This window comes from Prodigiosinella confusarubida (assembly GCF_002847015.1).
GTDB classification, from domain to species: Bacteria; Pseudomonadota; Gammaproteobacteria; order Enterobacterales; family Enterobacteriaceae; genus Prodigiosinella; species Prodigiosinella aquatilis.
On the sequence record NZ_CP025085.1, the window covers coordinates 3,303,523 to 3,328,562 of the forward strand.

28 protein-coding genes and 2 pseudogenes are annotated in these 25,040 nt (G+C 45.5%); 10 read left to right on the plus strand and 20 right to left on the minus strand.

The window, feature by feature from the left end:
* Position 1: 1 nt before the first annotated feature.
* The 4 genes and pseudogenes from CWC46_RS15050 to CWC46_RS23565 all read right to left on the minus strand — a co-directional run.
* The gene (locus CWC46_RS15050; protein WP_021015733.1) at positions 2–1,963 is read right to left on the minus strand and encodes an aconitase family protein; all 1,962 of its coding nucleotides are present in this window, start codon (positions 1,961–1,963) and stop codon (positions 2–4) included.
* The gene (locus tag CWC46_RS15055; protein ID WP_021015732.1) at positions 1,960–2,337 is read right to left on the minus strand and encodes a cupin domain-containing protein; all 378 of its coding nucleotides are present in this window, start codon (positions 2,335–2,337) and stop codon (positions 1,960–1,962) included. The genes CWC46_RS15050 and CWC46_RS15055 overlap by 4 nt, the downstream gene beginning before the upstream one ends.
* A gap of 29 nt (positions 2,338–2,366) precedes the next feature.
* The gene (locus CWC46_RS15060) at positions 2,367–2,918 is read right to left on the minus strand and encodes a TetR family transcriptional regulator C-terminal domain-containing protein (protein WP_021015731.1); all 552 of its coding nucleotides are present in this window, start codon (positions 2,916–2,918) and stop codon (positions 2,367–2,369) included.
* Positions 2,919–3,404: 486 nt separating this feature from the next.
* Positions 3,405–3,785, minus strand: a pseudogene (locus CWC46_RS23565) (transposase); the annotation flags it as partial.
* 148 nt (positions 3,786–3,933) lie between these two features.
* Between CWC46_RS23565 and CWC46_RS15070 the strand changes: the two are divergent.
* Together CWC46_RS15070 and CWC46_RS15075 are read left to right on the plus strand one after the other, a co-directional pair.
* Positions 3,934–4,224, plus strand: coding sequence for a 7(1) septoil knot domain-containing protein (locus CWC46_RS15070; protein ID WP_021015729.1), 291 nt, complete (start codon positions 3,934–3,936; stop codon positions 4,222–4,224).
* Positions 4,225–4,374: 150 nt separating this feature from the next.
* Complete coding sequence (locus CWC46_RS15075; RefSeq protein ID WP_021015728.1) at positions 4,375–4,776, plus strand: YybH family protein; 402 nt, start codon at positions 4,375–4,377, stop codon at positions 4,774–4,776.
* Positions 4,777–5,152: 376 nt separating this feature from the next.
* On the opposite strand, the gene CWC46_RS15080 is transcribed toward CWC46_RS15075, so the two are convergent.
* Complete coding sequence (locus tag CWC46_RS15080; RefSeq protein ID WP_021015727.1) at positions 5,153–5,605, minus strand: hypothetical protein; 453 nt, start codon at positions 5,603–5,605, stop codon at positions 5,153–5,155.
* A 1,004-nt stretch (positions 5,606–6,609) separates the two neighbouring features.
* Between CWC46_RS15080 and CWC46_RS15090 the strand changes: the two genes are divergently transcribed.
* On the plus strand, positions 6,610–6,957 hold the full coding sequence (locus CWC46_RS15090; RefSeq protein ID WP_021015726.1) for a hypothetical protein: 348 nt from the start codon (positions 6,610–6,612) through the stop codon (positions 6,955–6,957).
* Positions 6,958–7,255: 298 nt separating this feature from the next.
* Here CWC46_RS15090 and CWC46_RS15095 read toward each other — a convergent pair whose 3' ends face one another.
* Together CWC46_RS15095 and CWC46_RS23315 are read right to left on the minus strand one after the other, a co-directional pair.
* Positions 7,256–7,435, minus strand: a complete 180-nt coding sequence (locus CWC46_RS15095; RefSeq protein WP_037380902.1) for a hypothetical protein — start codon at positions 7,433–7,435, stop codon at positions 7,256–7,258.
* An 87-nt stretch (positions 7,436–7,522) separates the two neighbouring features.
* Positions 7,523–7,753 (minus strand): annotated as a pseudogene (locus CWC46_RS23315) (hypothetical protein); the annotation flags it as partial.
* A gap of 24 nt (positions 7,754–7,777) precedes the next feature.
* On the opposite strand from CWC46_RS23315, the gene CWC46_RS15105 reads away from it, so the two are divergent.
* The 3 genes from CWC46_RS15105 to CWC46_RS15115 all read left to right on the plus strand — a co-directional run bounded on the left by CWC46_RS15105 (position 7,778) and on the right by CWC46_RS15115 (position 8,906).
* Complete coding sequence (locus CWC46_RS15105; RefSeq protein ID WP_021015725.1) at positions 7,778–8,056, plus strand: type II toxin-antitoxin system RelE/ParE family toxin; 279 nt, start codon at positions 7,778–7,780, stop codon at positions 8,054–8,056.
* Positions 8,056–8,340 (plus strand): HigA family addiction module antitoxin, encoded by a 285-nt coding sequence (locus CWC46_RS15110; RefSeq protein WP_021015724.1) that lies wholly within the window; start codon positions 8,056–8,058, stop codon positions 8,338–8,340. Before CWC46_RS15105 ends, CWC46_RS15110 begins: the two co-directional genes overlap by 1 nt.
* Before the next feature lie 341 nt (positions 8,341–8,681).
* A complete protein-coding gene (locus CWC46_RS15115) occupies positions 8,682–8,906 on the plus strand; it encodes a tyrosine-type recombinase/integrase (RefSeq protein WP_021015723.1) in 225 nt (74 codons plus the stop codon).
* Between the two features lie 314 nt (positions 8,907–9,220).
* Here the strand turns inward: CWC46_RS15115 and CWC46_RS15120 are convergent, their stop codons facing one another.
* Together CWC46_RS15120 and ftnA are read right to left on the minus strand one after the other, a co-directional pair.
* Positions 9,221–9,559: a YebY family protein gene (locus CWC46_RS15120; protein WP_037381545.1), complete on the minus strand. Its 339-nt coding sequence runs from the start codon at positions 9,557–9,559 to the stop codon at positions 9,221–9,223.
* A gap of 233 nt (positions 9,560–9,792) precedes the next feature.
* Positions 9,793–10,302, minus strand: a complete 510-nt coding sequence (gene ftnA, locus CWC46_RS15125) for a non-heme ferritin (RefSeq protein WP_021015721.1) — start codon at positions 10,300–10,302, stop codon at positions 9,793–9,795.
* A gap of 523 nt (positions 10,303–10,825) precedes the next feature.
* On the opposite strand from ftnA, the gene CWC46_RS15130 reads away from it, so the two are divergent.
* Positions 10,826–11,056: a DNA polymerase III subunit theta gene (locus CWC46_RS15130; protein ID WP_021015713.1), complete on the plus strand. Its 231-nt coding sequence runs from the start codon at positions 10,826–10,828 to the stop codon at positions 11,054–11,056.
* Between the two features lie 47 nt (positions 11,057–11,103).
* Here CWC46_RS15130 and copD (CWC46_RS15135) read toward each other — a convergent pair whose 3' ends face one another.
* The 7 genes from copD (CWC46_RS15135) to CWC46_RS15165 form a co-directional block, all read right to left on the minus strand.
* On the minus strand, positions 11,104–11,769 hold the full coding sequence (gene copD, locus CWC46_RS15135; RefSeq protein WP_157831397.1) for a copper homeostasis membrane protein CopD: 666 nt from the start codon (positions 11,767–11,769) through the stop codon (positions 11,104–11,106).
* A 38-nt stretch (positions 11,770–11,807) separates the two neighbouring features.
* A complete protein-coding gene (locus CWC46_RS15140; RefSeq protein ID WP_021015719.1) occupies positions 11,808–13,067 on the minus strand; it encodes an ATP-grasp domain-containing protein in 1,260 nt (419 codons plus the stop codon).
* A gap of 1 nt (position 13,068) precedes the next feature.
* Complete coding sequence (locus CWC46_RS15145) at positions 13,069–13,938, minus strand: TauD/TfdA dioxygenase family protein (RefSeq protein ID WP_021015718.1); 870 nt, start codon at positions 13,936–13,938, stop codon at positions 13,069–13,071.
* 1 nt (position 13,939) lies between these two features.
* Positions 13,940–15,016 (minus strand): FAD-dependent oxidoreductase, encoded by a 1,077-nt coding sequence (locus CWC46_RS15150; protein ID WP_021015717.1) that lies wholly within the window; start codon positions 15,014–15,016, stop codon positions 13,940–13,942.
* Positions 15,009–16,100 carry an aminotransferase class I/II-fold pyridoxal phosphate-dependent enzyme gene (locus tag CWC46_RS15155; RefSeq protein WP_157831377.1) on the minus strand — a complete coding sequence of 364 codons (1,092 nt, stop codon included), beginning with the start codon at positions 16,098–16,100 and terminating at the stop codon, positions 15,009–15,011. Before CWC46_RS15155 ends, CWC46_RS15150 begins: the two co-directional genes overlap by 8 nt.
* A 279-nt stretch (positions 16,101–16,379) precedes the next feature.
* Positions 16,380–17,084, minus strand: coding sequence for an iron-containing redox enzyme family protein (locus CWC46_RS15160; protein ID WP_021015715.1), 705 nt, complete (start codon positions 17,082–17,084; stop codon positions 16,380–16,382).
* Between the two features lie 2 nt (positions 17,085–17,086).
* Positions 17,087–18,043 (minus strand): DMT family transporter, encoded by a 957-nt coding sequence (locus tag CWC46_RS15165; RefSeq protein WP_021015714.1) that lies wholly within the window; start codon positions 18,041–18,043, stop codon positions 17,087–17,089.
* Between the two features lie 626 nt (positions 18,044–18,669).
* Between CWC46_RS15165 and CWC46_RS15170 the strand changes: the two genes are divergently transcribed.
* Entirely contained in the window at positions 18,670–18,900 is a 231-nt protein-coding gene (locus CWC46_RS15170; RefSeq protein ID WP_021015713.1) for a DNA polymerase III subunit theta, read from the plus strand.
* A 47-nt stretch (positions 18,901–18,947) separates the two neighbouring features.
* On the opposite strand, the gene copD (CWC46_RS15175) is transcribed toward CWC46_RS15170, so the two are convergent.
* Positions 18,948–19,823 carry a copper homeostasis membrane protein CopD gene (gene copD / locus CWC46_RS15175; RefSeq protein ID WP_021015712.1) on the minus strand — a complete coding sequence of 292 codons (876 nt, stop codon included), beginning with the start codon at positions 19,821–19,823 and terminating at the stop codon, positions 18,948–18,950.
* Positions 19,824–19,826: 3 nt separating this feature from the next.
* Positions 19,827–20,204 carry a copper homeostasis periplasmic binding protein CopC gene (copC, locus tag CWC46_RS15180; RefSeq protein WP_021015711.1) on the minus strand — a complete coding sequence of 126 codons (378 nt, stop codon included), beginning with the start codon at positions 20,202–20,204 and terminating at the stop codon, positions 19,827–19,829.
* 279 nt (positions 20,205–20,483) lie between these two features.
* Here copC and CWC46_RS22905 point away from each other — a divergent pair, with 279 nt between their 5' ends.
* Positions 20,484–20,636 (plus strand): hypothetical protein, encoded by a 153-nt coding sequence (locus CWC46_RS22905; protein ID WP_021015710.1) that lies wholly within the window; start codon positions 20,484–20,486, stop codon positions 20,634–20,636.
* Positions 20,637–20,697: 61 nt separating this feature from the next.
* On the opposite strand, the gene CWC46_RS15185 is transcribed toward CWC46_RS22905, so the two are convergent.
* The gene (locus CWC46_RS15185; RefSeq protein WP_021015709.1) at positions 20,698–22,734 is read right to left on the minus strand and encodes a S9 family peptidase; all 2,037 of its coding nucleotides are present in this window, start codon (positions 22,732–22,734) and stop codon (positions 20,698–20,700) included.
* A gap of 217 nt (positions 22,735–22,951) precedes the next feature.
* Here CWC46_RS15185 and purT point away from each other — a divergent pair, with 217 nt between their 5' ends.
* Positions 22,952–24,130 carry a formate-dependent phosphoribosylglycinamide formyltransferase gene (purT, locus tag CWC46_RS15190; protein ID WP_021015707.1) on the plus strand — a complete coding sequence of 393 codons (1,179 nt, stop codon included), beginning with the start codon at positions 22,952–22,954 and terminating at the stop codon, positions 24,128–24,130.
* Between the two features lie 122 nt (positions 24,131–24,252).
* Here purT and CWC46_RS15195 read toward each other — a convergent pair whose 3' ends face one another.
* Complete coding sequence (locus tag CWC46_RS15195) at positions 24,253–24,894, minus strand: bifunctional 4-hydroxy-2-oxoglutarate aldolase/2-dehydro-3-deoxy-phosphogluconate aldolase (RefSeq protein ID WP_021015706.1); 642 nt, start codon at positions 24,892–24,894, stop codon at positions 24,253–24,255.
* Positions 24,895–25,040 lie beyond the last annotated feature (146 nt).

The following is a 25,040-nucleotide window of genomic DNA, read 5'->3' on the forward strand; positions in this document are numbered from 1 at the left end:
ATCAACTGTACTGAATTTTCAAATCATTGAATGAAATTATTTCACCCTTTATTGCACTGGCAACCACCGTAGAAGGACTGGCAAGCCAGACTTTTCCTGGTCCGGAACGTCCCGGGAAATTTCGATTAATCGCACTGATCGTTACCTGGTTGTTATTAATAGAGGAACCAGGGCCGCAATTTGCGCAGGCACCACAAGCAGGTTTCAATAATATTGCCCCGACTTTTTCGAAAGTCTCCAGATATCCTTGTTCGCGGCAATATTCATAAACATCCATAGTGCCAAATTGAAGATATAACATGACGTCTGATGAGCGTTTTTTCCCTCGCTGTACCGCCCAGTGGAGAACCTTATGATACTCATCAAAGTCATCCCGTTTGCCTGCAGTACATGATCCCCCGTAAGCAATGTCGATTTTTACAGGTTCAGTCAGTTGCGACAACGCCAGACCATTACCCGGATCGCCGGGATAAGCAACCATGGGGGTCAGTTCCCGACAGTCAATTTCTATAACGGAGGCATAACTCGCGCCTTCATCACTGCACATCCACGGTTCAATAGTGAAGCTAATACCACGACGCTCTTTCAGAAACGCAACCGTATTGGCATCAGGCGCAATCAGTCCGGACACGCCGCCCAGTTCGGCAACCATGTTGGTCAGCGTGATACGATCATCAATAGATAATCGTTCAATAGTATCGCCACAGAACTCAAAGACCTTGCCAATTCCGTTGCCCTGACGGATCCATTCCGTAGCCAGCAGGCGGAGTATCATATCTTTTGCACCAGTTCCTTCTGGCAAAATACCGGTGAAAACGACCCGCACGCTTTCAGGCAGCGTCAGACGAAAGGCTCCAGTTACCATGCTAGCTGCCATATCTGTGCTGCCGACACCGATGGCGAGGCAGCCCAATGCCCCACAATGTGGGGTATGGGAGTCAGTACCGATAATCAACTGGCCTGGCAGTGCATAGCGTTCAGCCATAAGGGCATGCGAGATACCTTCTGCGCCATCACCATCTGAATTATAACGGTGTGCATTAAGTCCCCATTCCTGGGTAAATGCCCGGTGCGCAGCCAGCAAATGTTCAAGATCGCCAGTTAACTGCTGTTCCACATGAACCTTACTTTGATACATGTAAGGAAGATGATCTTCGAAGGTAATGATCGATTCAGGCTGCCAAAGTGCCAGATCATGGCCAAAGGTGCGTCTTAGCATATGGCCGCACATGGCGGTGTAGTATTCATGAATAAAACGCCAATCCGGGCGTAGTTGTACTACATTGCCTGAAGAATGGGTTTCAGCATTGCCTGAAGAATGGGTTTCAGCGAGTACATGGTGGGCAATAATCTTCTCGCATAACGTCATGGCTTTCCCTGTCATGACGGTTTCAGCCAGCTTTGGCGCGCCCTGCTGTTCCAGTTGTGTTTTCCACCAGGACAGCAGCCCACCAGACTGAATAACTCGACGAGAAGTCTCTCCTCGATCGGCAGTAATCTCCTCAAGCGTGACGGTTTCGCCTCGTTCCAGCCTGGCAATCAATCCCATATCGGTCGATGTCAGCAGACCGATATTATCTGCATTCTGTCGATAGATACGCTCAAAACTTTCAGCGACTACCAGTTGTATCCCCGCCGCTTTTTCCGCTACCGGACTGTGTTCACGCGACGAGCCTTTACCGTAGCGCAAGCCACCTACCACAATATTTATGCCGGATTTTATAATGGCGTTTTTACCGATGGGGTTCTCGCTTCCGCATTTTAGTCCAGTCCAGACAAAGCTCCCCAGTCGCTCGTCATAATATGCCAGCGCCGGAATGGGGGTAATTTCATCCGTTGAAATGTTATTGCGCAAAGGCCGGGAGGACGCCAGTGTTAATTCCTCCCCACGCAACTGAGCTGCGATTTTTTGAGGGTCCTCCGCCAGAAATAAAATTCTGGCCTGCATCAGAGTGGGTTTCATGCTACAGCACCCGTCAATTCTGACTCTACACGATCACCCCATGTTGCATATATCAGTGCACCCTGAGGTGTGCGCCAGGCATGCTGACTCCCTGGCGCATAACAGATAAGGTCACCTGGATGATAAACACCATTGTCATCTTCAAATGATCCATCCAGAATCAGAAATGTTTCATGTCCTTTATGGAAATGGGATTTTGCCGATGCTCCAGGAGCGCAATGCACCAGTGCAATGCGCTGTCCGGAATCATTATGGAAAATGTCAAAAATACGTGCGTTCTGGCGACCAAGCGCACTATGTTCGTCCCATTTAATAGTATTAATGTCTTTAATCACCGAAAATAAATTCATGGTAACGGGTAAACCGTTATTCATTTCTTTTCTCCATAAGACCAGCATGACCTTTAGTTGAGCATTTCAATCACTCCAGCGATGGCCTGTTTGTAATAAGCTTCGGACTGTGTCGCCCGGGCAATAACAAACGCTCCCTGCATGACTGAAATAAGTGTTAATGCTGTATTTTTAACATTCAGATTGGCGGAGAACTCTCCGGATGCTTTACCGAATTCGAGTACCTTCTCTATCTCGCCAATCAACCATTCGAAATTATTTGCAATCGGTTCACGGAGTAAGTCATTACCGATAATTTCACTGTCCTGCGCCAATCCTCCCATTCGACAACCAGAAAGAATGTCGCGCTCACGCTGCAAGTAGTTCTCAATGCGTTCACGGGCACTTTTCTGGGTATGTAAAATTCCGGAAATCTCATGTTGCAATTCCTCGGCATTACGCAGAATTGTCTGACGAGCCAGATCTGCTTTACCTTTGAAGTGGTGGTACATGCTTCCCTGCCCTACACCAGAAACCTGCTGTATCTCTTTCGGGCTAGTGTTGGAGTACCCCTTCGTCCACAAAAGTTCTTGCATCGTTTTTATCAGTGCGTCTTTAGCTTTCATTTTGTACCTATTAGTATGTAAAATGGCAATCACAAAAAAATAAAAAGTTGTTAATTCTAAAATCATAAAGTTTGTCTATTGTTAATTTTATGTTTACTTTTGTGTCCAGCATAAAAAACCATTCCTTCATCCTTATGTGCGAGCGATCACAGTTCAGTGTCTTAACATCAATGCGTTTACTAACACAGCATTGGTAACAGTAAACGTCTTGGTAGTGTGTCTGATTGAGGTTGCTTTTCATTCCACCCTGCTCCTTAGCATGTAACAAAAATGGAAACTTTCGGAAGTGTAGCATGCTCAGAGAATAGGCTAAGCAGTCAGATGGCGAGCAAAACGAGGATGGAGTAATGGTGTTTGAACGACGCTCAATCCGATTTTGTCATAGTCTTTGTTAAATATATTATCGAAGCTCCTTACGAAGCGCCATTCTGTAGATCTCAGGCACATGTTGAGAGCGTTAATAATTCTGTATCACGTTAAAAATCACTACAACGTAATCACTTTATTGAGGCAACCTTCAAAATAAATCACTAAGCGGGACAATGTCAAATTTCAGCTCTGGATCGGCATTATCCATTTTTCCCGCGCACGCATCCGCCCCAGACAAAGTAACATTAACAGGTTGTTTTTATTAGTAAAAATGCCATTTTTTAGCAGCTTTCTAAATTGACGTTACACCGATTCAATCGCATGTGTCGTGTAAATCACGTTACGGATCGTCGCCGGATGCCGGAAGTAACACGACAGGTTGACCCATTTTCTGCGCCACAACGGAAGCACCGCCGGATACTGGCTGCCCCATTTATCCTTCAGCTCGTCCAACGTGTTTTCTGCCGCCTTTTCGATACCGCAACGGTAAACCGGTCTGAAGCGCCTTCAGCGCTTTATCAAAGTGGAATGTTGTCGGTATTTTATTCAAGTGACACAGAGTCTCTAACACTCCCCCACATAATCTATGGCCTGAGACCAAAAATCCCGTACACTTTGGCTTCAGATAGATACAAAAGGAGTTGTCATGAAATACGTAATGTCAGCATTAGTGGCTGTACTAGTTACCTTCAATGCCTATGCCGTCGATGTCTCGCCTATCTATGGACGAATTCAGATTGTTGATGCATTCCCAGATTATCGCGTTCAGGTAGTGAGTGCATTTGCAGATCTTGATGTCAAAGTTGTTAATGCCTTTGCAGATGCTCCCGGCAAGTGGCAGATAGTAAATAATTTTCCTGATTATAAAATACAGATTGTTAATAACGCTGCTGACTTCAAAATCAAATACGTCGATGCATTTCCGGGTGTTCGTTAAAAGGCATCGTAACGACAGTTAGCCAGTGAGTAGTACACCTTCGATTAAAATCATTACGTCGGGGTTATCAAACGGCACCCGCTGTTTTTATTGCTCCTCCGGCCGGAATATAGCACTCTGGGTTATCAACTTTACTAGTCAGGTGTTTTTATGGATCATCCGGTTAAAAAATTAATACAAAATGCAGATATCGCTATAACAGCGGAGGATTTCGATACCTTAATGACCTTCTACTCCGATGATGCCGTACTGATTATCAAACCAGAGTTGCAAGCAGTGGGTAAACAGCAGATTAAAAAAGCTTTTATCGCTATCGCTGAATACTTCAACCACAGCATTGAAGTCAGCCAGGGTGACATGATGGTTATAGAATCTGGCGATACGGCATTGGTTATTATGGAAACAATGCTGAAGACTCAAGATATACATGGTATCCAGAATGACATAACCCGCAAGGCAACCTATGTCTTTCGTAAGTACGATGACGAGAAATGGCTATGTGTTATTGATAACTCCTACGGTACTGACCTGCTAACCAATACACATGAATAAAATGACAGTAAAAAACCGCTCCGGTGAAATACCCAAGATATAAGGCTTACTTAATCAAAGCGACGAGGTTAATTTTTCAGTGTTTTTGTGTGGCTGTGGTCGTTTCACTGGCTCCAGCGTTGTTGGATACTCCAGCGCATTACCTGGTATTTTAGCCCCAGTTCCCGGCGGCCAGCTCATTATCCAGTATCTGATCACCTGGAGAGGCTTATAGGGCATATGAGTTCACGCTAATCAGATAACATAAAACCCACCGTCAGGTGGGTTTTATAGTTTGTTGAATAAATCAGATTCAGTGCAAATTCCCGGCGATAAATACATCTCAGGCAACAGGCGAATTATTAGGTTGCACTTACCGCTTACGACGACAAAATTATTACCACACACTCTCTTTTCCATCTATTACATATTTCAGTATATATTCAGTTGGTGATGTGGGGATCTTGGTATTTTTCTTATATTCCATATAACTTTCTACCGTCATCCATTTATGTAACCACCACGCATGCTCTGGGCCAGCTGTAAAAAAAACCTCATTTGTAACTGGGTTAATGAGGGTAAAACTAATTTCTTTCTTATGCTGATGATCCGGCCACCACATTTTAGGCTGCCAGCTTTTGTAATAAATTCCAACTTCAGCGCCAAACCCACCCACGAGCCCCGGCATGTAAGATGGGCAAAAACCCTTCCAGAGTTGGATTACCACATCACGACCATTAACCTTTGTGTCAATAACCTTAGTGTCATATTCAGGCCAATGCATTAGAGCCGTGCATGGGAATGCTTCTGCTAAACCTTCAGGAGGAAGCTCAGTGAATTTATAACTCATTATTTTCCCCTTTTTATATTTACTTTCTATACCCAAAATAATTCGAGTTGCAGGAAGGCGGCAAATGAGCGAATCTCGATGAGCTTACTCAGGTAAGTGATTCGGGTGAGCGAACGCAGCCAACACACCTGCAACTTGAAGTATAACGGGTATATATTCAAAGATTGTGTGTAGTAGTCAATAAAAATGGGCTATCTTTTTCAAGTTTAACGGCTTTGTTGAATAAATCGAACTTTTGGTCACTATTGGGATTAGATCACTCTCTTCCTGATGACATCCTGGCATTCCGTAGCAAAACAGGCATGCAAAATTATCCAACTGAGAAAAATACAGCAAGGTGCGTATCGTCCGCTGGTTGGCTCCTGCTTTTAAACTCTGGCATTCGGTGTCGATTTTCACTGACCGTGAGACAACCCGCTAGCCGACCACCTGATATTCCAGGTCTATAATTTTCGGTTGGCAACGCCCCCTTTCCAGTTGTTCCATTTCAGTGGGGATAATCAGCATATTGCGACACGGTTGTTAGACAATACCCAATGCAGCCGGAATGGCGTTGAATTTTTCCTATTTTCCTGTTTTTTTGTCATCGGTGTTGAAATTCATGACATTCTCCTTTATTTTTAGGCCGTTAGTTCGTTCAACGCTATCTGACTACTTCTCAAAAGTGACAGTGTGCGGTTAAATGCTATCTATAACATATGAACAAATATGCACCATTCGTCAATGCCTGGACTGCATATAAACAGTCTCTACCTTGAGTAAGTGAACGTTTATAGCCTGCAATTTAATTTTCCTCTGGAGGATAGCCAGATTATGGGAATGGCCAGGTGAACATTGAAATTTCACCAAAAATTTATTTGGGATGATGCAAAAAAGACACGTGCAAAAGAATTCTTCTCGAGAGAAGTATAGGCGCACGGCGGCTTCCACTGAGAAAACCCTGGGTTGATTTAGATGTGAGCCAGACAATCTACTTTCAGAAAAAAAAGAGGATGTTAACTATAATGGCAACAAGAATTAAAATGGAAAACCTCAAAACGGGCGAGTGTGTGGATGGTTTTTATGGCTATTCATGGACGAGTCTTTTCTTTGGTTTTCTTCCCGCGTTGTTCCGAAAAGACTTCATTACTTTTATTGGTTATTTCGTTATATGGGCGATATTAGCCACATTTACCTTAGGTGTGGGTAGTTTGCTAGTGACCATAGCGTGGTCTTTCATCTATAACAAATACTATACGACGAATTTGCTGAAGAAAGGTTTTGCCTTTGCTGGCAATCATACTGAAAACGAGATAGCCGCAGGTCGTATCGGGGTAAAACTGAATTCTCAGAATTGTTTGACCGTCTCCTGAGACCAGCCAGCCTCGATCAGATAACAGCCTCATCTCTATGGGGTTGTTTATCTAATCCCGTAGATCCAGTGACACAAATCCTGCCTGACGACGGGGTTTTATACGAGACAGACGTTATTCTTGCGTTAAATAGAGAGAATCATTAAACGCATCTTTCTGTTCTTTCAAATAATCTCAACCGCAGTTATTGCGGCACTATAAGTACCTGTTTCTACAGGGATATCAACGATCTTAGTCCCAATATTCAGTATAAAATCTGGTTTGTACTTGCTGGAATATTTTACTGCTGTGGTTATCTCTAATTTAGCCGGGACTTTGAGGCTAATACTTTCCGGTAGCGCTTTTTAGCATCATCTTTTTTAGCGCCATTAATTGCATCAGTAAATTCCTGGATTTTATACTTAATAGCACTCTTATAATCATCGGCATTACCTTCTAGCATCAAGAAATCATTTGCGCTTTTGTCTTCAAAAATCATTTCTACCGATATGTGGACAAGCTAAAAGCAAAAATTCACTGATATATTGAGAGTCCACCTGTAAGCATCCTGGTAAACCGAACCATTCAGATAATAAACCAGTAACTGAGTGCGGTGGTGCTCTTCTTCCAGATGTTCCCGTTCTTCTTTCCGTTTTGCGTAATACGTTTTCACGGTAAAAAATGCCGAGATAACAGCACCAATGGCAAAAATGTGGTCTTGAAGGCTTAGGGTAGAAAAAAATGCCAATGAACCAGAGGTGGTTAATATAAAAATAAGTGTTGTGTTATACGCAACACATGATATAGTGTTTCTCATGACGCAACAGCAGGAAAGCGATTAATGATTAAAAGCTTCAAGCATAAAGGGTTGCGTCAGTTCTTCGAAAAAGGCTCCACCGCAGGAATAGACGCAAAACAAGCTGGGAAAATCAGGCTTCGTCTCGCGGTTATTGATGCAGCGGAAGAGATAAAGGATATTGACCGCCCTGGCTACAGTCTCCACCCGTTAACCGGAGACAAAAAAGGGCAATGGTCCATAACCGTCACAGGGAACTGGCGCATTACATTTGAATTTATCGATGGGAATGCCTACATCGTTAATTATGAGGATTACCACTGATGACTATGCATAATCCCCCGCATCCGGGGGAAATCATTGCCGAAACCCTAGAAGAATTGGGTGTAGGCATCAGAGAACTAGCCAGGGCACTCGGTGTAGCGCCTTCCACTGTACAACGTCTTGTTGCAGGGAATGCTGCTATCAGTCCTGAAATGGCAGTAAAACTATCTGCCGTTCTGGGTAGTTCGGCGAAATTCTGGCTAAACCTTCAGGGCAATTACAGTCTATGGGTAGCTCAGCAGACCGTTGACACGTCAACCTTGCACAAACTTGTTGCTGCATGATAAGAGGCCACTACGGTGGCCTGAGTTTGATGACAACGTCTCTATAGCGGCGATAATGAGAAGATCGTAAAGACGCTGCAAGTCCCTCCCTGTAAGCTCAAGCCGCGCCATCCCTGGCGCGGATGCTTTACTCTTCTCTCTCATTATCACCGTTCTGACGCTATACGTAGGTTTGTCAACGGTCTGAGGCCACTACGGTGGCCTTCATGTAATTACAGAATGCTCTAAAATTGAAGGCTATCGGACTAACCATTGCTGGCGTGATAGAAACATGTCGGAACACCAGTAAAACTGATTACCTGACAAGCGCCGGTGTCAGAAAAATTAGCCCGGACGGACTGATGAACGCAGACAGTCTGGCAAAAGGATTTGTAACAGCGAGGAACGCGACAGGGAACACTTTTGATGAAAATCCACCGACATTTCATGAGATAAGACGCCTGGCTGGCAGATTATATGAGAAAGCATATGGAAAGGAATTCGCTCAGAAGCTACTGGGTCACAAGTCAGCAAAAATGACCGATAAGTATCTGGATACAAGGGGAAAGGAATACACTTATCTGTAAAAGGCCGGATATCGAATTTCGGACAAATTTCGGACATTTTCGGACAAATGAAAATAAATTGTTTAAAATCAATGCATTAAAAAAAGACCGAATACGATTCCTGTATCCGGTCTAGGGAAATGGCTCTAGGGAAAGAGCCGTGCGCTAAAAGTTGGCATTGTTCAATCTGTACTAGCTTACCGTTCAAGCATAGACAACCCTCACTGGTTTGCCAGTTTGTTGCGCAGGTAGGTTCTTAAAAACGGAATTTTATGTACACTTTGTGACAATTTGCGCAAACCCAAAATTTAACCGGCATCAGTCACCGATATATGTTAAGGACACAGTAATAACGCCCGGTCAATAAAGGGTTGCAGGCTTTTTTTCTGACCCGGGTGTTCAGGATCGTCCCGTCGGATAATATCGATGGATTGCGCCGTAACCTTTCCGGTTTGCATCTGTACCTGAGCCGTATCATTGAGTGGATATTGCATTAGCGTACTGGGATTAAGCACGTACAATGCGCGGTCCGCACGACACATTAATTGAACTTCCTCTCGAGTAAACGCCCAACGTTCACCGTATTCCAGCTTACTGATAGTGACCAGTTGAGCCGCCGCCAATGTGTTGCCGGACAACGTGGTTAAAACAAGTGATAACAGTAGTTTCTTCATCATGATATTCCGCAGCAGTGTTGCTTTCAGCACAGTACATAACTGAGCGCTATTAGCCTGAAATTCAGTCGGTTGTTGGCGGATCATAGCCGCTGTATTCAATGAAGTCGAGCCAGCGGAATAGACCCGGTCAAAGGGCAGAGCAATCAGGCTAGGCGTGGGGAGGTGATCCCTTTCGAAACCACCTCACGCCTTGATAATAGAAAGGAATATTATGCGGTGCTTAAACAAAATCAGGCCGAGGCGGACGTGCCGATCGACATTTTTTTGAGATCCTGGTCGATAAAGAACAGACCACCTTCGGTGTTGTTGACCATAGCCAGCTTGTCCAAAATAGATTTGAACAGTTTTTCTTCTTCATGCTGCTCGGAAACATACCACTGTAGGAAGTTAAACGTGGAATAGTCATGCTGCGACATCGCAGCGTGGGCCAGTTCGTTGATTTTACCCGTAATGAGTTGCTCATGCTCATATGTCAACTTGAACACATCTGTCAACGATGAAAAATCGACTGGTGGCGCCGCAATGGTACCCAGCACAGGCATACTGCCGGTATCATTCAGATAATTAAACAGCCGATGCATGTGCTGCATTTCTTCCTGCGATTGCGATTTCAAAAATAGGGATGCGCCTTCATATCCTTTGTCGCCGCACCAGGCGCTCATCTGCAAATACAAATTTGCAGAGTAAAACTCCAGGTTGAGCTGATCGTTCAACTGCTTAACCATCGCTTTTTTTAACATGACAACCCCTTATTTTACTGGCCAAGTGACTGGTACTGCTTTCAGTATGCACTGAAATAATAAAATTAAAAACAGATCATCAACCCGATGTCGCCACCCTCGCTTACCTCCTGCAAGGCAACAGGCATAGCAGGTATTGTCTGACAGCACTGCATATAGGCATACGTTAACCAATAGAAATATATACCCGTTATACTTCAAGTTGCAGATGTGTTGGCTGCGTTCGTTCACCCGAATCACTTACCTGAGTAAGCTCCTCGGGATTCACTCTCTTTCCGCCTTCCTGCAACTCGAATTATTTGGGGTATAAAAAATAGTGTAAACAATGAGTTGCTAGACTTATTTTCCACTGGGGTCATTAATTATTACCTGCATAGTTCGTTATAATTAATGCCATTTTTTTAGCTTAATTTCCCCACATAGAGTAAGTGTTCTTATTCTACCTACTCCTTGCCATTTGTCGGGGACTGATTTATTTTCTGTGCGCGGCATGTGTAACTGTAATAGACAGAGGAATATCAGTATGAGTCACAATCTGGCGGAACTTCCATTCGAAGAGATGGAAAAGGTAAATGTGGATCTGGCTGCTTCCGGTGTGGCATTCAAAGAGCGTTATAATATGCCGGTTATTCCTCAGGAGATTGAGCAACAACAGCCGGAGCATCTACGCAGCTATTTTCGTGAACGGGTGAGTTATTATCGCCAACTGTCACTCCAATTTTCCACCCTGCCCTATGAGCCGAAAGCCAAGTAATGCCATGTGCATGTACATAATCAGGCCATGCTGGCCATTGGCGGGTATCAAGCCGGTGCCTGAGTGGCAAAAATGCTGACCAGCATGAGTACCACTGTCGCGAGAGCAAGTTCCAGTTGCGTCAGGCGTATCAGTTTGTGCCGTGCCGTGGCGCTTTCCTGCCGCAAGCGAGGAACCAGCCAGTAACGATTAGCCAGGGCTATCATTACCATTAGCGCGACGAGAAAAATCTTCACCGACAACAGCTGGCTGTAAAGGGCGAAGCTAACCAGTGGAAAGCCAAGGATCATCACGCTATTGACGATCCCGGTCATGATGACAAGCGCCACAGCCAGATGACCATAACGAGAGAAGCGCATCATGATGCATATAGCATCGGTGCGGTTTTGCATCTGCCTATCCCGCATCAGAATCAATAGTGGCAACAGCCCGCCTACCCAAAATGAAGCGGCGATCAGATGCACAACCTGATTGATACGCTGTAGTGCGCCAGGCCAACCATCCAGCATCACTGCATGTCCGACAAACGCTAACCCACACAGTTGAGCGAGACCGGATACCAACAATACTCGTTGTCGCACCTCGCCACGCAAGGTAAATGCCATACCGGCGATGAGCGGCAGGATTATCTGCCAGCGCCATGCCATACCGAACTCGGTGCCCAGCACCGCTTGCCATGTTTGCCGGTCAGCGATGTTATGCCAGTCACCGATGAAGCCGAGACAGTGGGATTAAAACGATTAATCCCTGCTCAGCCACAAACCGCTGGGATCCATGCCTGCAATTTTTCAAAATCCCGACGTAAAACCACCGAATCATCATTCACAAACGTCAGGATACCGGCAGTGTCAATTAATGATCGTGAATCGACGTCTTGCCCCACGGTAATATGCCAGTCAATATGGTACACACTCTCTATATCTGGTTGATTGAGTGAGAGTACTTTACCGTGACCAACCGGCAAGAGGGCCGAGACAACATTATTTTTTACTTCAGGTTTGATATCCGCCAGTGCGGGAGAGTCTGCGGACAATAACAGATTGGCATCAATAAGATTGATATTGCTATTTTTAGTATGATAAGGCACGCCGATACCACCTGGGACTCTGGCCGCTATTTCAAGAAAAATGATCTCGCCGGAATCTTTAACAAAGAGTTCATGATGCGTAGAACCATCACTAAATCCGAGGGTAGTGATAATATTCTGATTAAAGGCAAAAAGTTTATTATAAAGCTCATGAGAACTGACCGGATATACCGATAGTGGTTTGCCGAGTACAAAATCAAAATTAGTGCATCCTAATTCAAGTATCCCGGAAAAAACCACTTTCCCATTCCTGATAAACGAATCACACTGATACATCTTCCCGCTGATAAACTCATCGACCTCATAATCAAATACATGTTCATCATGATTTATCATGTCCACTGCGGTACAGAGATCATCAACACTATCAACGATTTTGACATTGAAGCTGCCAGCACCAGACGTCGGTTTTATAATTAATTTACTGCCCAGTTTTGCTACCAATTCATGGTAATATGTTACGGCATCATTTTTAATTGATTCAATGTCTAAGCGTTCGAATTTAGGCAGTGCCTGTGGAAAAATAGCGTTTACGGCTTTTTTCATTTCTATTTTGTCACGGAATTGACAGATTATTTCTGGTCTATCGCCAGCAATGTTAAACTTCGCTCTCAACTCGGCAGCCAACAGAACGTTATCTTCCTGCTGGCAGAAAATAGCCAGGTCATTCACACTACCCGCGCGTTTTATTTCCGCCGCCAAGATATGTGATACCTCGTCAAAATCCAATACCGGTCGTAGGCTATTTTCGAATGAACCGCTAACTTTATAGAGTCTTGTAATATGGTTTTTAATGTGAGGGTGTACCTCTTCACTCTCATGAATAATTAATATCACATCGATGTTTTCTTTAAGATAAGAAAGAACCGACTCTGATGCGAAATGCAAATAAGATTGAGAAACCAAAATTATTGACTTTTTCATATTAACGCTTCCTATGATACATTACATTCATTCTATGGAGTAAACGACTATCATCTTTTACATATCGTGGCTGAATATTATATCCTCTGTGCAGCGTGCTCATATTATCCCATAGCACCAGGTCATGAGGATTGTACACATGCCGATAGCATTGCGCATTTTCAATAATGAAATCTTCAAGCTCATTTAATATTTCCAATGAGTCCTGCGCAGATACTCCCGGTATAAACATTGCCGTACCCGATATGGCAAATAATGATTTTTGACCTGTACAGGGGTGTGTTTGAATCATTTTGTGTAACACCGGCTGCATGTCAGCTTTCTGCTGCGAGGTCAGCTTCTGTTCGCTGGCTTCAGGATTAGTCTGCTTTCTTCGGTTGCCGAAAATATGCGTGATGACCACATCGTCCAGATCACATTGACATAGCGTGGTTATTTTATCAGTAAGACGGGTATTACATTTAAGCTCATCAAGGCCGTCAACCAGATCAATAAAGTGTGTTTCTCCGCCCTGACGTTGCGTTCTCACTGAATATAACGCAGTAGCAATACCGGTAATCGGTTTATATGACATATCGCTGTGCCAATATGCCCCGCCATCAGTCACCCCTTCAGGCTGACCTTGATGATCAACAAAGTTGGAAATTTTTATAATATCGGGATAATCCGGTAGCGCGAACTCTTGTAATACATGTCTGATGGGCTGACCTAAGGATGAGATGAAATCATAATAATCCTTATAGGTAAAACCAACATTTTTTATAACCAAAACTTTATATCGATAAAGCCATTCGGAAATGGTAGCAGCATCAACCTCATTTACGCTATCAATCTCGAGAGCGAAATTATTTTGTAGTAAAGTAGACTTCATGCTAATACTCCGTTATCTGCATGTCATTAACCGATCTGGCACCCGCCAGCGTTCCACAAACGTAAAGACCGCTTAGCCCAGTTTTCCCTTTTACGTTATCCACAAACCCTTCATGGTTGAGTTTTAACGACGGTATATCATTTTCAGGAATACAGCCCTCGGTACCAATCGCCGAAATAAACAACGTTTCAGCCGTCGAAATACACAACTGTTTTTCCGTATTATTCTGCCGCGACGTATTATCACAAGACGATATATAACTGGCATTATTGATCGATAAATTTGCTATATGACACGCATTTTCGCACTCTAATAAATTCACAACTAATTCATCGTTATAGAATGCAAGAGAGGTATAGATAAAAAAATTAAGTGGTGTTATTAATGGATCGGTTTGACTTTTCCATATACGTTCAATAACTGATTGTGTCGGTGCCCGTAGAGCATAACGGTCATTCGTCTCTTGTGGAAATACACCCAAATAATTTTTTGCTAATATGGTGGTATTCAGCCCCGCCGCCGCCGCTGACTCGGCCAGTTGAAACGCAGAGTTTCCACCGCCGATAATAATGGCCTGTTTGTATTCCCTTAAGGCTGGATTACCCTTTATCAATAATTTATAAGCATCAAAACAGGTAATGGTATTAAACTGATATAGCGCTTCAGAAATACGTTTAGGCTGTATACCTGTGGCCAGAACCAGATGCGTGGCACGATATCCGTCAACACCTTGTCGGTTACTCACTTTACAGATGAAAACATTATCATCATGCGTAATGAAAACCACATCACCTATAATCCGTTCGACGGGTTGATTATCAATATAATGACTGACATAGGTAATATATTCATCGGCGGTTGGGGAAAATGTCAACTGTGACATAAAGTTATCCAACCCTATTGCACTGTCCGGAAGCTCCAGTTCATGACAATAAGATTGTAGTCGTCGGCTGCCCATCATGCTCATTGTGCCGCCAGGCTGTTTATAAATCATTAAAACAGAGGCGTTGTTCATTGCCAGCCGGTGCGCTTCAATTGCCGCTGACGGGCCGCCACCGACAATGATGTAGTCATACATAGTCAGACTCCCTTGACATTGTTGATGAACGCAATCTTTTGCCGACTTCAGCAATTAATGTTGAATTGACGGCAAATGAAAAACGCAGCCAACAGCGGGTATTTTCTTCTAAGAAGCCATCCAGTGGTAATGGTGTAACACCGTAATTATCGGTTAACATTTCACAAATTTGAAAGGCACTTAAATTCTCAACGCCTTTCAATCTCGCCATGATAAAATGGCCTCCATCTGGATTTATGACGTCAAAGCCAAAATTAATCAGGGCATTACGCAAATCATCTCTTTTCAACCGATAATGATGCCGGATCGCTTCCAGCCGGGAATCTTCTATTCCATTGATCATTTCCGCCGCAGCCTGTTGAATAATGCCAGGAGAACAATTTGACATATATCGATGCGCATCACGTGCGTGCTCAATAGCGGGTCCGTTACCGGTTAACCACCCGATTCTGGCTCCGGTGGCCGCGAGTGATTTAGACAGTGAACCGGCAATAATAGCCGTCTTCCCCTGAAGAAGAGAATAAGGCGTTTTATAATGGCTATAATTAAAATCCCGATAAACATCATCAAATAACAGTGCCGTATGATTGTTGCTTATTATATCGAAAAGATGATTCCAGTCGTCGGGAGTCAGAACATATCCTGTCGGGTTATGTGGAGAATTGATGAGAATAACGCTTTTAGATAAAGTGGCTTTCCTTTCTATCGTATCGAGATCTAACGCTAATTTACCCTTTTGCACCAAAAAAGGCACTGAGACAAAATGCAAACCAGACAGTTTTGCCATTCCCGTATAGTAAGAATAATAGGGTTCAGTAACAATAAGTTGCGTATAACCTACCTGACGATATGCATGCATCGCACACAACAAAGATTCAGTACATCCTGATGTTATTGTCACCTCGTCAAAACAATCATTATAAAATCTGGATTTTACTGCATCCTGTAAACAGTCCATACCATTGGTTGGCATATATTGCCAGTTAACCTTCTTTTGGACGCTTATTGCCGTTTCCCAAGCGGCATCCATACAGTTCTCAGGAATACCTTGCGATAAATTAACAGAGTTTTTATTGCGTGCCATTTCAGACATCATCTGAAATATACGAACAGTATCCGGTAAAGATAAATCCCTCATCATCCCTCCAGAAAGCATCAGCTAATGCAATAAACATCGACGAGTACAATATTTTTAGATATTGCACTCGTGTCTATACCCTAAATAATGCGCGTTGCAGAAAGGCAGCCGAGTGAATGCCCAGTCACGGAGATAAATCAGTGACTGGGGTGAACAAGGACAACCAACTCACTTACAACGGGGTATATTCTACGATTTCGCGCTCTATTGATGTATTGATGCTTATTATGCGGCCATCTTTAACGCTAACTGATTCAGCCCATGCCAGAAATCATTTAATATGGCCAGAACCTGTTCCGCTCCGCTGATAATCTCTTCGCAGGCGGTTTCATCTGTAGCCGCCGCAAACAAAGCATCCTGGATCCAGTCAACATGGTTGCATTCGATAAGAATATGAAGATAAAAATAGTTAAAATCTTCATGCTTCCATCCGTCGTATAACCGGAATCCTTCATAGAGATTCGCTATCATGGGAAAGCCGAATTCCTCTATGACATAGTGAGCACCAATAGCATAATTAGGTGATTCACTCAGAAATAGCCGTCTCAAGCCATTCACTAAATTCTCTGCTTCAGGAATATAGTGGGCTTTCTGGTAATCATCTAACTTAACACCAATTCCTTCGAGAGATTTTTCGAACATAATATAGTGTGGTTCACCTTTGCCATCACCCAGTTCAGAGACGACTGTCCGGCATATTTTTAAGCGAATGAGTTCATCATCTACTCTTGGTGCCAGGCCAGATAGAATTTGGGGGAATGTCCGGATGTAATAATAATACTGTTGAAAAATATCCTTTACCGTATTTAGTGGCAACTTTTCTTGCTGAAATGTTTTATAAAAAACATTTTCGTTTATGCCCGAACTGTCAATCATTTCTCTGATCGTGTTGACAAGAACATTACCGCTTTGCGTTTCCTGATAAGACATAACTACTCCTTACTTAGCGTTGATAATATTACTCGTTTTTTATCTGATGATATCCACAGATTCGTCATAATTAAAGAAAAACATACCATTACAATAAGTACCGGAACAATAATGCTGCTCCAGGGTGAATAGATATACTCCACAGCCAGTGCAATAACCGGAACCAATGGTGTGATAACGGAAACACGAACGGCACCCAGCTCGGAGATAGAATATTGTAGGCAAAAAATAGGTATAATGACAAACAATATAGACAGTAGTGTTAATTTAAACACGACTGAAATATTGGTGCTAAGTAATTCTACTAATTGATGTCTGGCAAGAAATCCGGTCACCATCAGCAGAATAAAAAATCGGGTAGCCAGTATATTTACCGTAGAGGCATTTCCGTTTATATGCATTCTTGAAGAGAAATACACATAAACGCCGCCAGTGCTACCTGCTAATGAAGCCAGTAAAATTCCGGTGATAACATTGGAATAATTGGCATTATCTGATGATGCTGAATAGATTCGCGCGGCAACGAGCATAAAGATAAACAAGGCAATAATAAAAGGCCCCATGGCCGACATACTTCTAAAGCGCTGCTGCCCGACAAAAAGCCCAATGAGTAATACAATAACCGGCACCCATCCTTGATATATTGCAGACTCAACTGATGCTTCAATTCTTTGTAATGCCATGAACATAAAGAGCCAGCTGGTTAACGTTAGTACATTAATAATAAAAACATTTTTTTTATTTTCTTTAACAAACTGTAATGGTTGCGATTTTTTTACTATACTCATCAATAAAAAAAACACTTGTGCCAGTAGCAGAGTAAAGAATGTCAATGTCGAGCCGCTAATCGACGAGAAAGACGATGAAACCCACACCGCTGAAATGGAAGTAAACAAGCAGTAAATAATAATGCATGTCCATCCGTTGAAATTAAGGCCTCTTCGTATTAATTGAAGCATTATTCATACGTCCTATTAAATGAACCCGTTACTGATTCATAAATTTCACTTAACCTATCTTTAACACAACAAGATATGTATCGACAATGAATATTTACATATTGATTTTTTATATAAATTGGAATTATAGACTGAGGAAATTATATTTAAATGATGTAAAAAACCTCAATTAATCAAATAATCCCATACCAGTGCAATAAATTAACATTCACATCGTGAATATCACCAAAATAGTGCATAGCAATCGTACTATATTATGGATAAATAGGAATAGTATTATGTACAAATTGGAATAATGAAAATCATAGTCCACAGAATTAAATGATCAATTAATGTGTTCATGTCATATTGAATACATTAATTGCATGAATGTGTATCTATTTATATCCACCATGACGAGCGACAGAAAGGCAGTAATAGGTCAACCCCGATAAGCTTACACCGCTAACGTGATTCCGTTGAGGAATAAATCTGCCAGGGACCGAGGCGAACGCCGCTTGCTGTGGCGCATAAATAGGCGAATCATGCGATCAATACACCGACAACGGGAAAGATAACGGGGTTATCACTTGCCATTTGTCAGAGACTGTTTTACTTTTTGCCGCGCTTAACAGAGGAGTATCAGTATGAGTCACAATCTGGCGGAACTTCCATTCGAAGAGATGGAAAAGGTAAATGTGGATCTGGCTGCTTCCGGTGTGGCATTCAAAGAGCGTTATAATATGCCGGTTATTCCTCAGGAGATTGAGCAACAACAGCCGGAGCATCTACGCAGCTATTTTCGTGAACGGGTGAGTTATTATCGCCAACTGTCACTCCAATTTTCCACCCTGCCCTATGAGCCGAAAGCCAAGTAATGCCATGTGCATGTACATAATCAGGCCATGCTGGCCATTGGCGGGTATCAAGCCGGTGCCTGAGTGGCAAAAATGCTGACCAGCATGAGTACCACTGTCGCGAGAGCAAGTTCCAGTTGCGTCAGGCGTATCAGTTTGTGCCGTGCCGTGGCGCTTTCCTGCCGCAAGCGAGGAACCAGCCAGTAACGATTAGCCAGGGCTATCATTACCATTAGCGCGACGAGAAAAATCTTCACCGACAACAGCTGGCTGTAAAGGGCGAAGCTGACCAGTGGAAAGCCAAGGATCATCACGCTATTGACGATCCCGGTCATGATGACAAGCGCCACAGCCAGATGACCATAACGAGAGAAGCGCATCATGATGCATATAGCATCGGTGCGGTTTTGCATCTGCCTATCCCGCATCAGAATCAATAGTGGCAACAGCCCGCCTACCCAAAATGAAGCGGCGATCAGATGCACAACCTGATTGATACGCTGTAGTGCGCCAGGCCAACCATCCAGCATCACTGCATGTCCGACAAACGCTAACCCACACAGTTGAGCGAGACCGGATACCAACAATACTCGTTGTCGCACCTCGCCACGCAAGGTAAATGCCATACCGGCGATGAGCGGCAGGATTATCTGCCAGCGCCATGCCATACCGAACTCGGTGCCCAGCACCGCTTGCCATGTTCCCCAGTCAGTGATGTTATGCCAGTCACCGCTCATTAGTCCTGTTTGCACTGCCAGCAGTGTGCTGGCGCTCAACAACGCCAGCCAGACCATGCTCATCAGGATCGAATGCAAACGCGCAGCCAATTGCGGCCTGAAATGCTTAGGTGAAAGCAATGCGCTGTAAAATGCACTGCCCGTCAGTAACATCACCGAGGTAAAATGCAGCCAGCGCAACAGGATGTACAGGGTTTCTAGCGTCATGATTTACTTCACGCGGAAGGTATAGGCTCCTTTGGTTTTATGACCGTCCACTGACAACGCATGCCACTTCACCTGATAACGTCCACTCGACAGCGGTTTTGCCAATACGACGCTCAACTGATTATGCATCCCTGGCGTGAGCTCGGTTTTAGCCGTTGAAATTCGTTGATGATGGCTTCCGGTGAGTTCAATACCCGTGAAAACCGGCTCAATATCTTCAGAGAAGTTCAGCTTCAATACTTTTGGTGAGACATTAACTTGTGTATTGGCTGCCGGCTCCTGACTTTTCAGATGGGCATGCGCCAACACCGGTGAGGAAAAAACGACAGTAATCGCTAACGCAGCAGTACTCAAAATGGCAGGTGATTTTAGGTTAAACACGGTTTTCTCCAGTAATATTGCGGCGAGAGTGGCACCGGGAGGCGTCCCGGAGAATCCGCAGCATATCTGCCAGACTACGTTATGTCGAGACGGCCACCGATTGGGTACAACCCGACATGTCTTGTCAAACCACGCATCAGCCATCAGTACAATGCCGGCGCGGCGCGGCAAGCAGTGGTATGACAGGATTGTGGCAGTGTCCAGCGAGGTGCGCAGATGACATTTTTAGACATTAAAAACTGTTTTTTTCGCTTGCATCTGTACGCAAACAGGAGGTTAATGAACAGGCAAACCACACTTTTACCAAGAGAGGTAGATATGAGTAAAGGAATGGACAGCAAAAAGAACAGTAAAAAGAAACCCTTGAAAACAGTCGCTGAAAAACGGGCTGAAAGGCGTGCCAAAAAAGGCCAACAAACAGACATTGTTTAACCCCAACCTTGCCACGACAAGTAAACCCGCGCCAGCGGGTTTACTCTGAGTCACCCTCTGACTAGACCTTTTCCCGAATCATCAGGATAAACGCATACTCCAGCGCAATATCCTCGTAATGTGTAAAGCGACCAGACTTGCCACCGTGACCGGATTCCATGTCGGTATAGAGCAGTAGCAGGTTGTCATCGGTTTTGAATTCCCGCAATTTAGCTACCCACTTTGCCGGTTCCCAGTATTGCACCTGAGAATCATGTAAGCCGGTGGTCACCATCATGTGTGGGTAACGCTGGGCCTTCACACCATCATAGGGACTGTATCGCTCAATGTAACGATAATAGTCGGGATCATTTGGATTTCCCCACTCATCATACTCACCGGTCGTTAGTGGAATCGACTCATCCAGCATGGTAGTTAATACATCCACAAACGGCACCTGCGCGACTACGCCCTTAAACAATTCCGGTGCCATATTCACTACCGCGCCCATCAATAATCCCCCCGCGCTGCCGCCCATAGCGAACACCTGGTGTGGATCGCCATAGTCTTGCGCCAGTAGCGCGCGGGAAACATCGATAAAATCGGTAAAGGTGTGCATTTTATTCAGCAAACGGCCATCGTCATGCCACGGTTGTCCCAACTCACCCCCGCCACGAATATGGGCCAGCGCAAAGACAAACCCCCGGTCGAGCAGACTGAGACGGCTGACACTGAACTCAGGGTCCATACTGCTGCCATAAGCGCCGTAGCCATACACCAACAGCGGATTTTTCCCCAGTTGGCACGTCTGGCGATGGTATACCAGTGATACCGGTATCTCTTCACCGTCGCGCGCGATAATCCAGAGTCGCTCGCTACAATAATCCTCAGTGTTGAAATTTTTCACTTCGGCCTGCTTCAATCGTTGCTGCTGGCCGGTAGCCATATCCAACTCATACAGTGTGCCGGGCGTTGTCATTGAGGAGTAGCCATAGCGCAGTCGTGAGGTTTCCGGCGTCGGGTTATACGCCAGCCAGGTCACATAGCTGGGGTCGCTAAAATTGATGCACTGCGCCGTACCACTCTGCCAATCGATATAGCGAATGTGGGTCAACCCTCGCGACCGTTCTTCCACCACATACCAATCGCGGAACAACGAGAATCCTTCCAGAATACATTCCGTTCTTGGAGCAATCAGAGTCCCCCACTGCGCCTCCTGCCCGTCAGAGGCACGATACAGGCCGAACGTTTTACCCTCTCTGTTGGAGCGGAGATAAAAATAGTCCCCATAATGGTCGAGATCATATTCATGATCCTTACGGCGCGGTACAAACATCTGCGGCATGGCTTGCGGATCACGGGCATCGAGCAACAGGACTTCACTGTTGGTGGTACTGCTGAGATGAATCAGGATGTAACGTTCAGAGGTGGTTTTTTCCAGGCTGACGTAATAGGTATCGTCCTGTTCTTCGTAAATCAGTGCATCTTGCTGAGGATCGCTGCCGATGCGATGGCGGTAAACCTGATATGGCAGCAGCGTCTGCGGATGTTTGCGCACATAATAGATGGCCGTGGAATCGGCGGACCATTCGGTGACAGCCGAAACATGTTCGATCAGGTCCGGCAACCATTCGCCGGTGGTGAGATCACGCAGGCGCACATCATATTGGCGACGGGAGAGGAAATCTTCCGAAACCGTCATCAGACGATTGTCCGGGCTGACATCCAGTGATCCCATGTCGTAAAAGTCGCCATTTTCCGCTCGCTGGTTGCCATCCAGTAACGTTTCCCACGGTTCCGTCGCTGACGCTGGCTGGCGCAGATAAACCGCATAATCTTTACCCGGCTCATAACGGTTCTGATAGCGGTAGCCATTCTTTACATAAGGTACGGAGGTATCTTCACGGGGAATACGCTGCACCATTTCATCATAGAGCGCCTGTTTTTGCTCTTGGCAGGGCGCCATAACCTGTTCGCTATAGCGGTTTTCCTGCTCCAGCCAGCTCAGTACATCCGGATTGTTACGCTGGTCATCGCGCAGCCAGTAATAGTTATCGATGCGGGTTTCTCCATGCCGGGTTAATGGATGGGGACGCTTTTCAGCGCGCGGGGCTTTCATGACACGTAATTCCTTCTGGTGAAAAAATAAAATTCGCTATGCAGGAGCATCAGACAATGGGGGAAAAGAGTGGCACGAATTTTCATCCGAATCCAGGCGTGATCACGCATCCCGATAACAGTTGCTGTGCATTTAGCTATAATCCGGTACGGATGCGTACGCAAACGTTTTCGTTTATACTGCGGCGATTTTTACAACCCGATCAGGTACTAAAGTTATGTTAACAATGGGAACGGCTCTGCGTCCCGGCGCGACCCGCGTTATGTTGCTGGGCTCTGGCGAACTGGGAAAAGAAGTGGCGATTGAATGTCAGCGTCTGGGGATCGAGGTCATTGCCGTCGACCGCTATGCTGATGCACCGGCGATGCAGGTTGCCCACCGCAGCCATGTCATTAACATGCTGGATGGCGAGGCGTTAAAGCAGTTGGTGGAAAGCGAACGTCCGGATTATATCGTGCCGGAAATTGAAGCCATTGCCACCGATATGCTGGTCGTGCTGGAGCAACAGGGGCATCATGTCGTGCCCTGCGCGCAAGCCACCCGGCTGACCATGAACCGTGAAGGCATTCGTCGTCTGGCGGCTGAAACCCTGGGACTCCCCACCTCCCGTTATCATTTCGCCGACAGTGAAGCCAGCTTCCATCAGGCGGTTAACGCCATCGGTTACCCGTGTATTGTAAAACCGGTAATGAGCTCTTCTGGTAAAGGTCAGAGCCTGATTCGTGAACCACAGCAACTGGAACGTGCCTGGCGTTATGCGCAGGAAGGCGGTCGGGCCGGCGGTGGCAAAGTGATTGTGGAAGGGTTGGTGCAATTTGATTTTGAAATCACATTGCTGACCATCCATGCCGTTGACGGTATCCATTTCTGCGACCCGATTGGTCATCGTCAGGAAGATGGCGACTATCGCGAGTCCTGGCAACCGCAACAGATGAGCAGTGAAGCACTGGCGCGGGCCAGGCACATTGCCAGCGAAGTGGTGAAAGCGTTAGGTGGTTTCGGTCTGTTCGGCGTTGAACTGTTTGTCTGTGGTGATGAGGTTATTTTCAGCGAGGTTTCTCCCCGGCCACACGATACCGGGATGGTCACGCTGATCTCTCAGGACCTGTCTGAATTTGCGCTGCATGTGCGGGCGTTTCTGGGTTTGCCGATTGGCGCCATCCGTCAGTATGGCCCATCCGCCTCAGCGGTGATCCTGCCGGAGCTGACCAGTAATGACGTTCGCTTCCACGGATTGGAACAGGCGCTGCAAGCGCATACCCAGATCCGACTGTTCGGCAAACCGGAGATTAGCGGCAAGCGCCGTATGGGCGTGGCGCTGTCCACTGCGGAAAATACGGATGCGGCGGTCCAACTGGCAAAAGCGACGGCCAGCGCGGTGAAAGTCAGCGGCTGAACGCCCCTGCTTGAAGATGGGTGGATCAGGCCAGGCGTTATCTTCGGGAAAGGATGTCTGACACCAACACGAATTGAATGGGTAACCGATAGATTCCCGCCCGTTGGGCGGGAATGAGGGACTTATGCCTTGGCGCCAGCCACCGCTTCGCGAGCCAGTTCAGTGATCCGCGCATAATCACCGCTTTCCAATGCATCCACCGGTACCAACCAGGAACCCCCTACGCACAGCACGCTTTTCAGTGCCAGATAATCACGATAGTTTTTCGGTGTGATCCCACCGGTCGGGCAGAAACGGATTTTCCCGAATGGTCCGGCAATGGCCTGTAGCGCCTTCACACCACCATTGGCTTCCGCCGGGAAGAATTTGAATTCACGCAATCCATAATCCATCCCCAGCATCAATTCAGACACCGTGCTAATACCCGGAATCAATGGAATGGTGCCGTCAATAGCCGCTTTCAGCAGCGGTTCGGTCAGACCCGGACTAATGGCAAACTGCGCACCGGCTTCAGTCACTTGCGCCAATTGCTGTGGGTTGGTCACCGTACCGGCACCGACAATAGCGTCTGGGACTTCTTTGGCAATCAGGCGAATCGCGTCTACCGCGCAGTCAGTACGTAGTGTCAGTTCCAGCACACGGACACCACCAGCTACCAGGGCTTTTGCCATGGGTACGGCATGTTCCAACTTGTTAATCACAATCACAGGAACAACCGGACCGGCTGTCAAAATCTGTTCCGCACTGGTCTTCCAGTTTTTCATCTAGGGTAATCTCCAGTCATGCCTTCAAGAGGCATCATTAATTGTCTGGCGCGCCCCTGCCACAGGGATCCACAGTTACCCACGGATGTCCGACCGCACCGTTAGCTACACACAAAAAACCGGCAAACGACCACCCCAAAAACCAG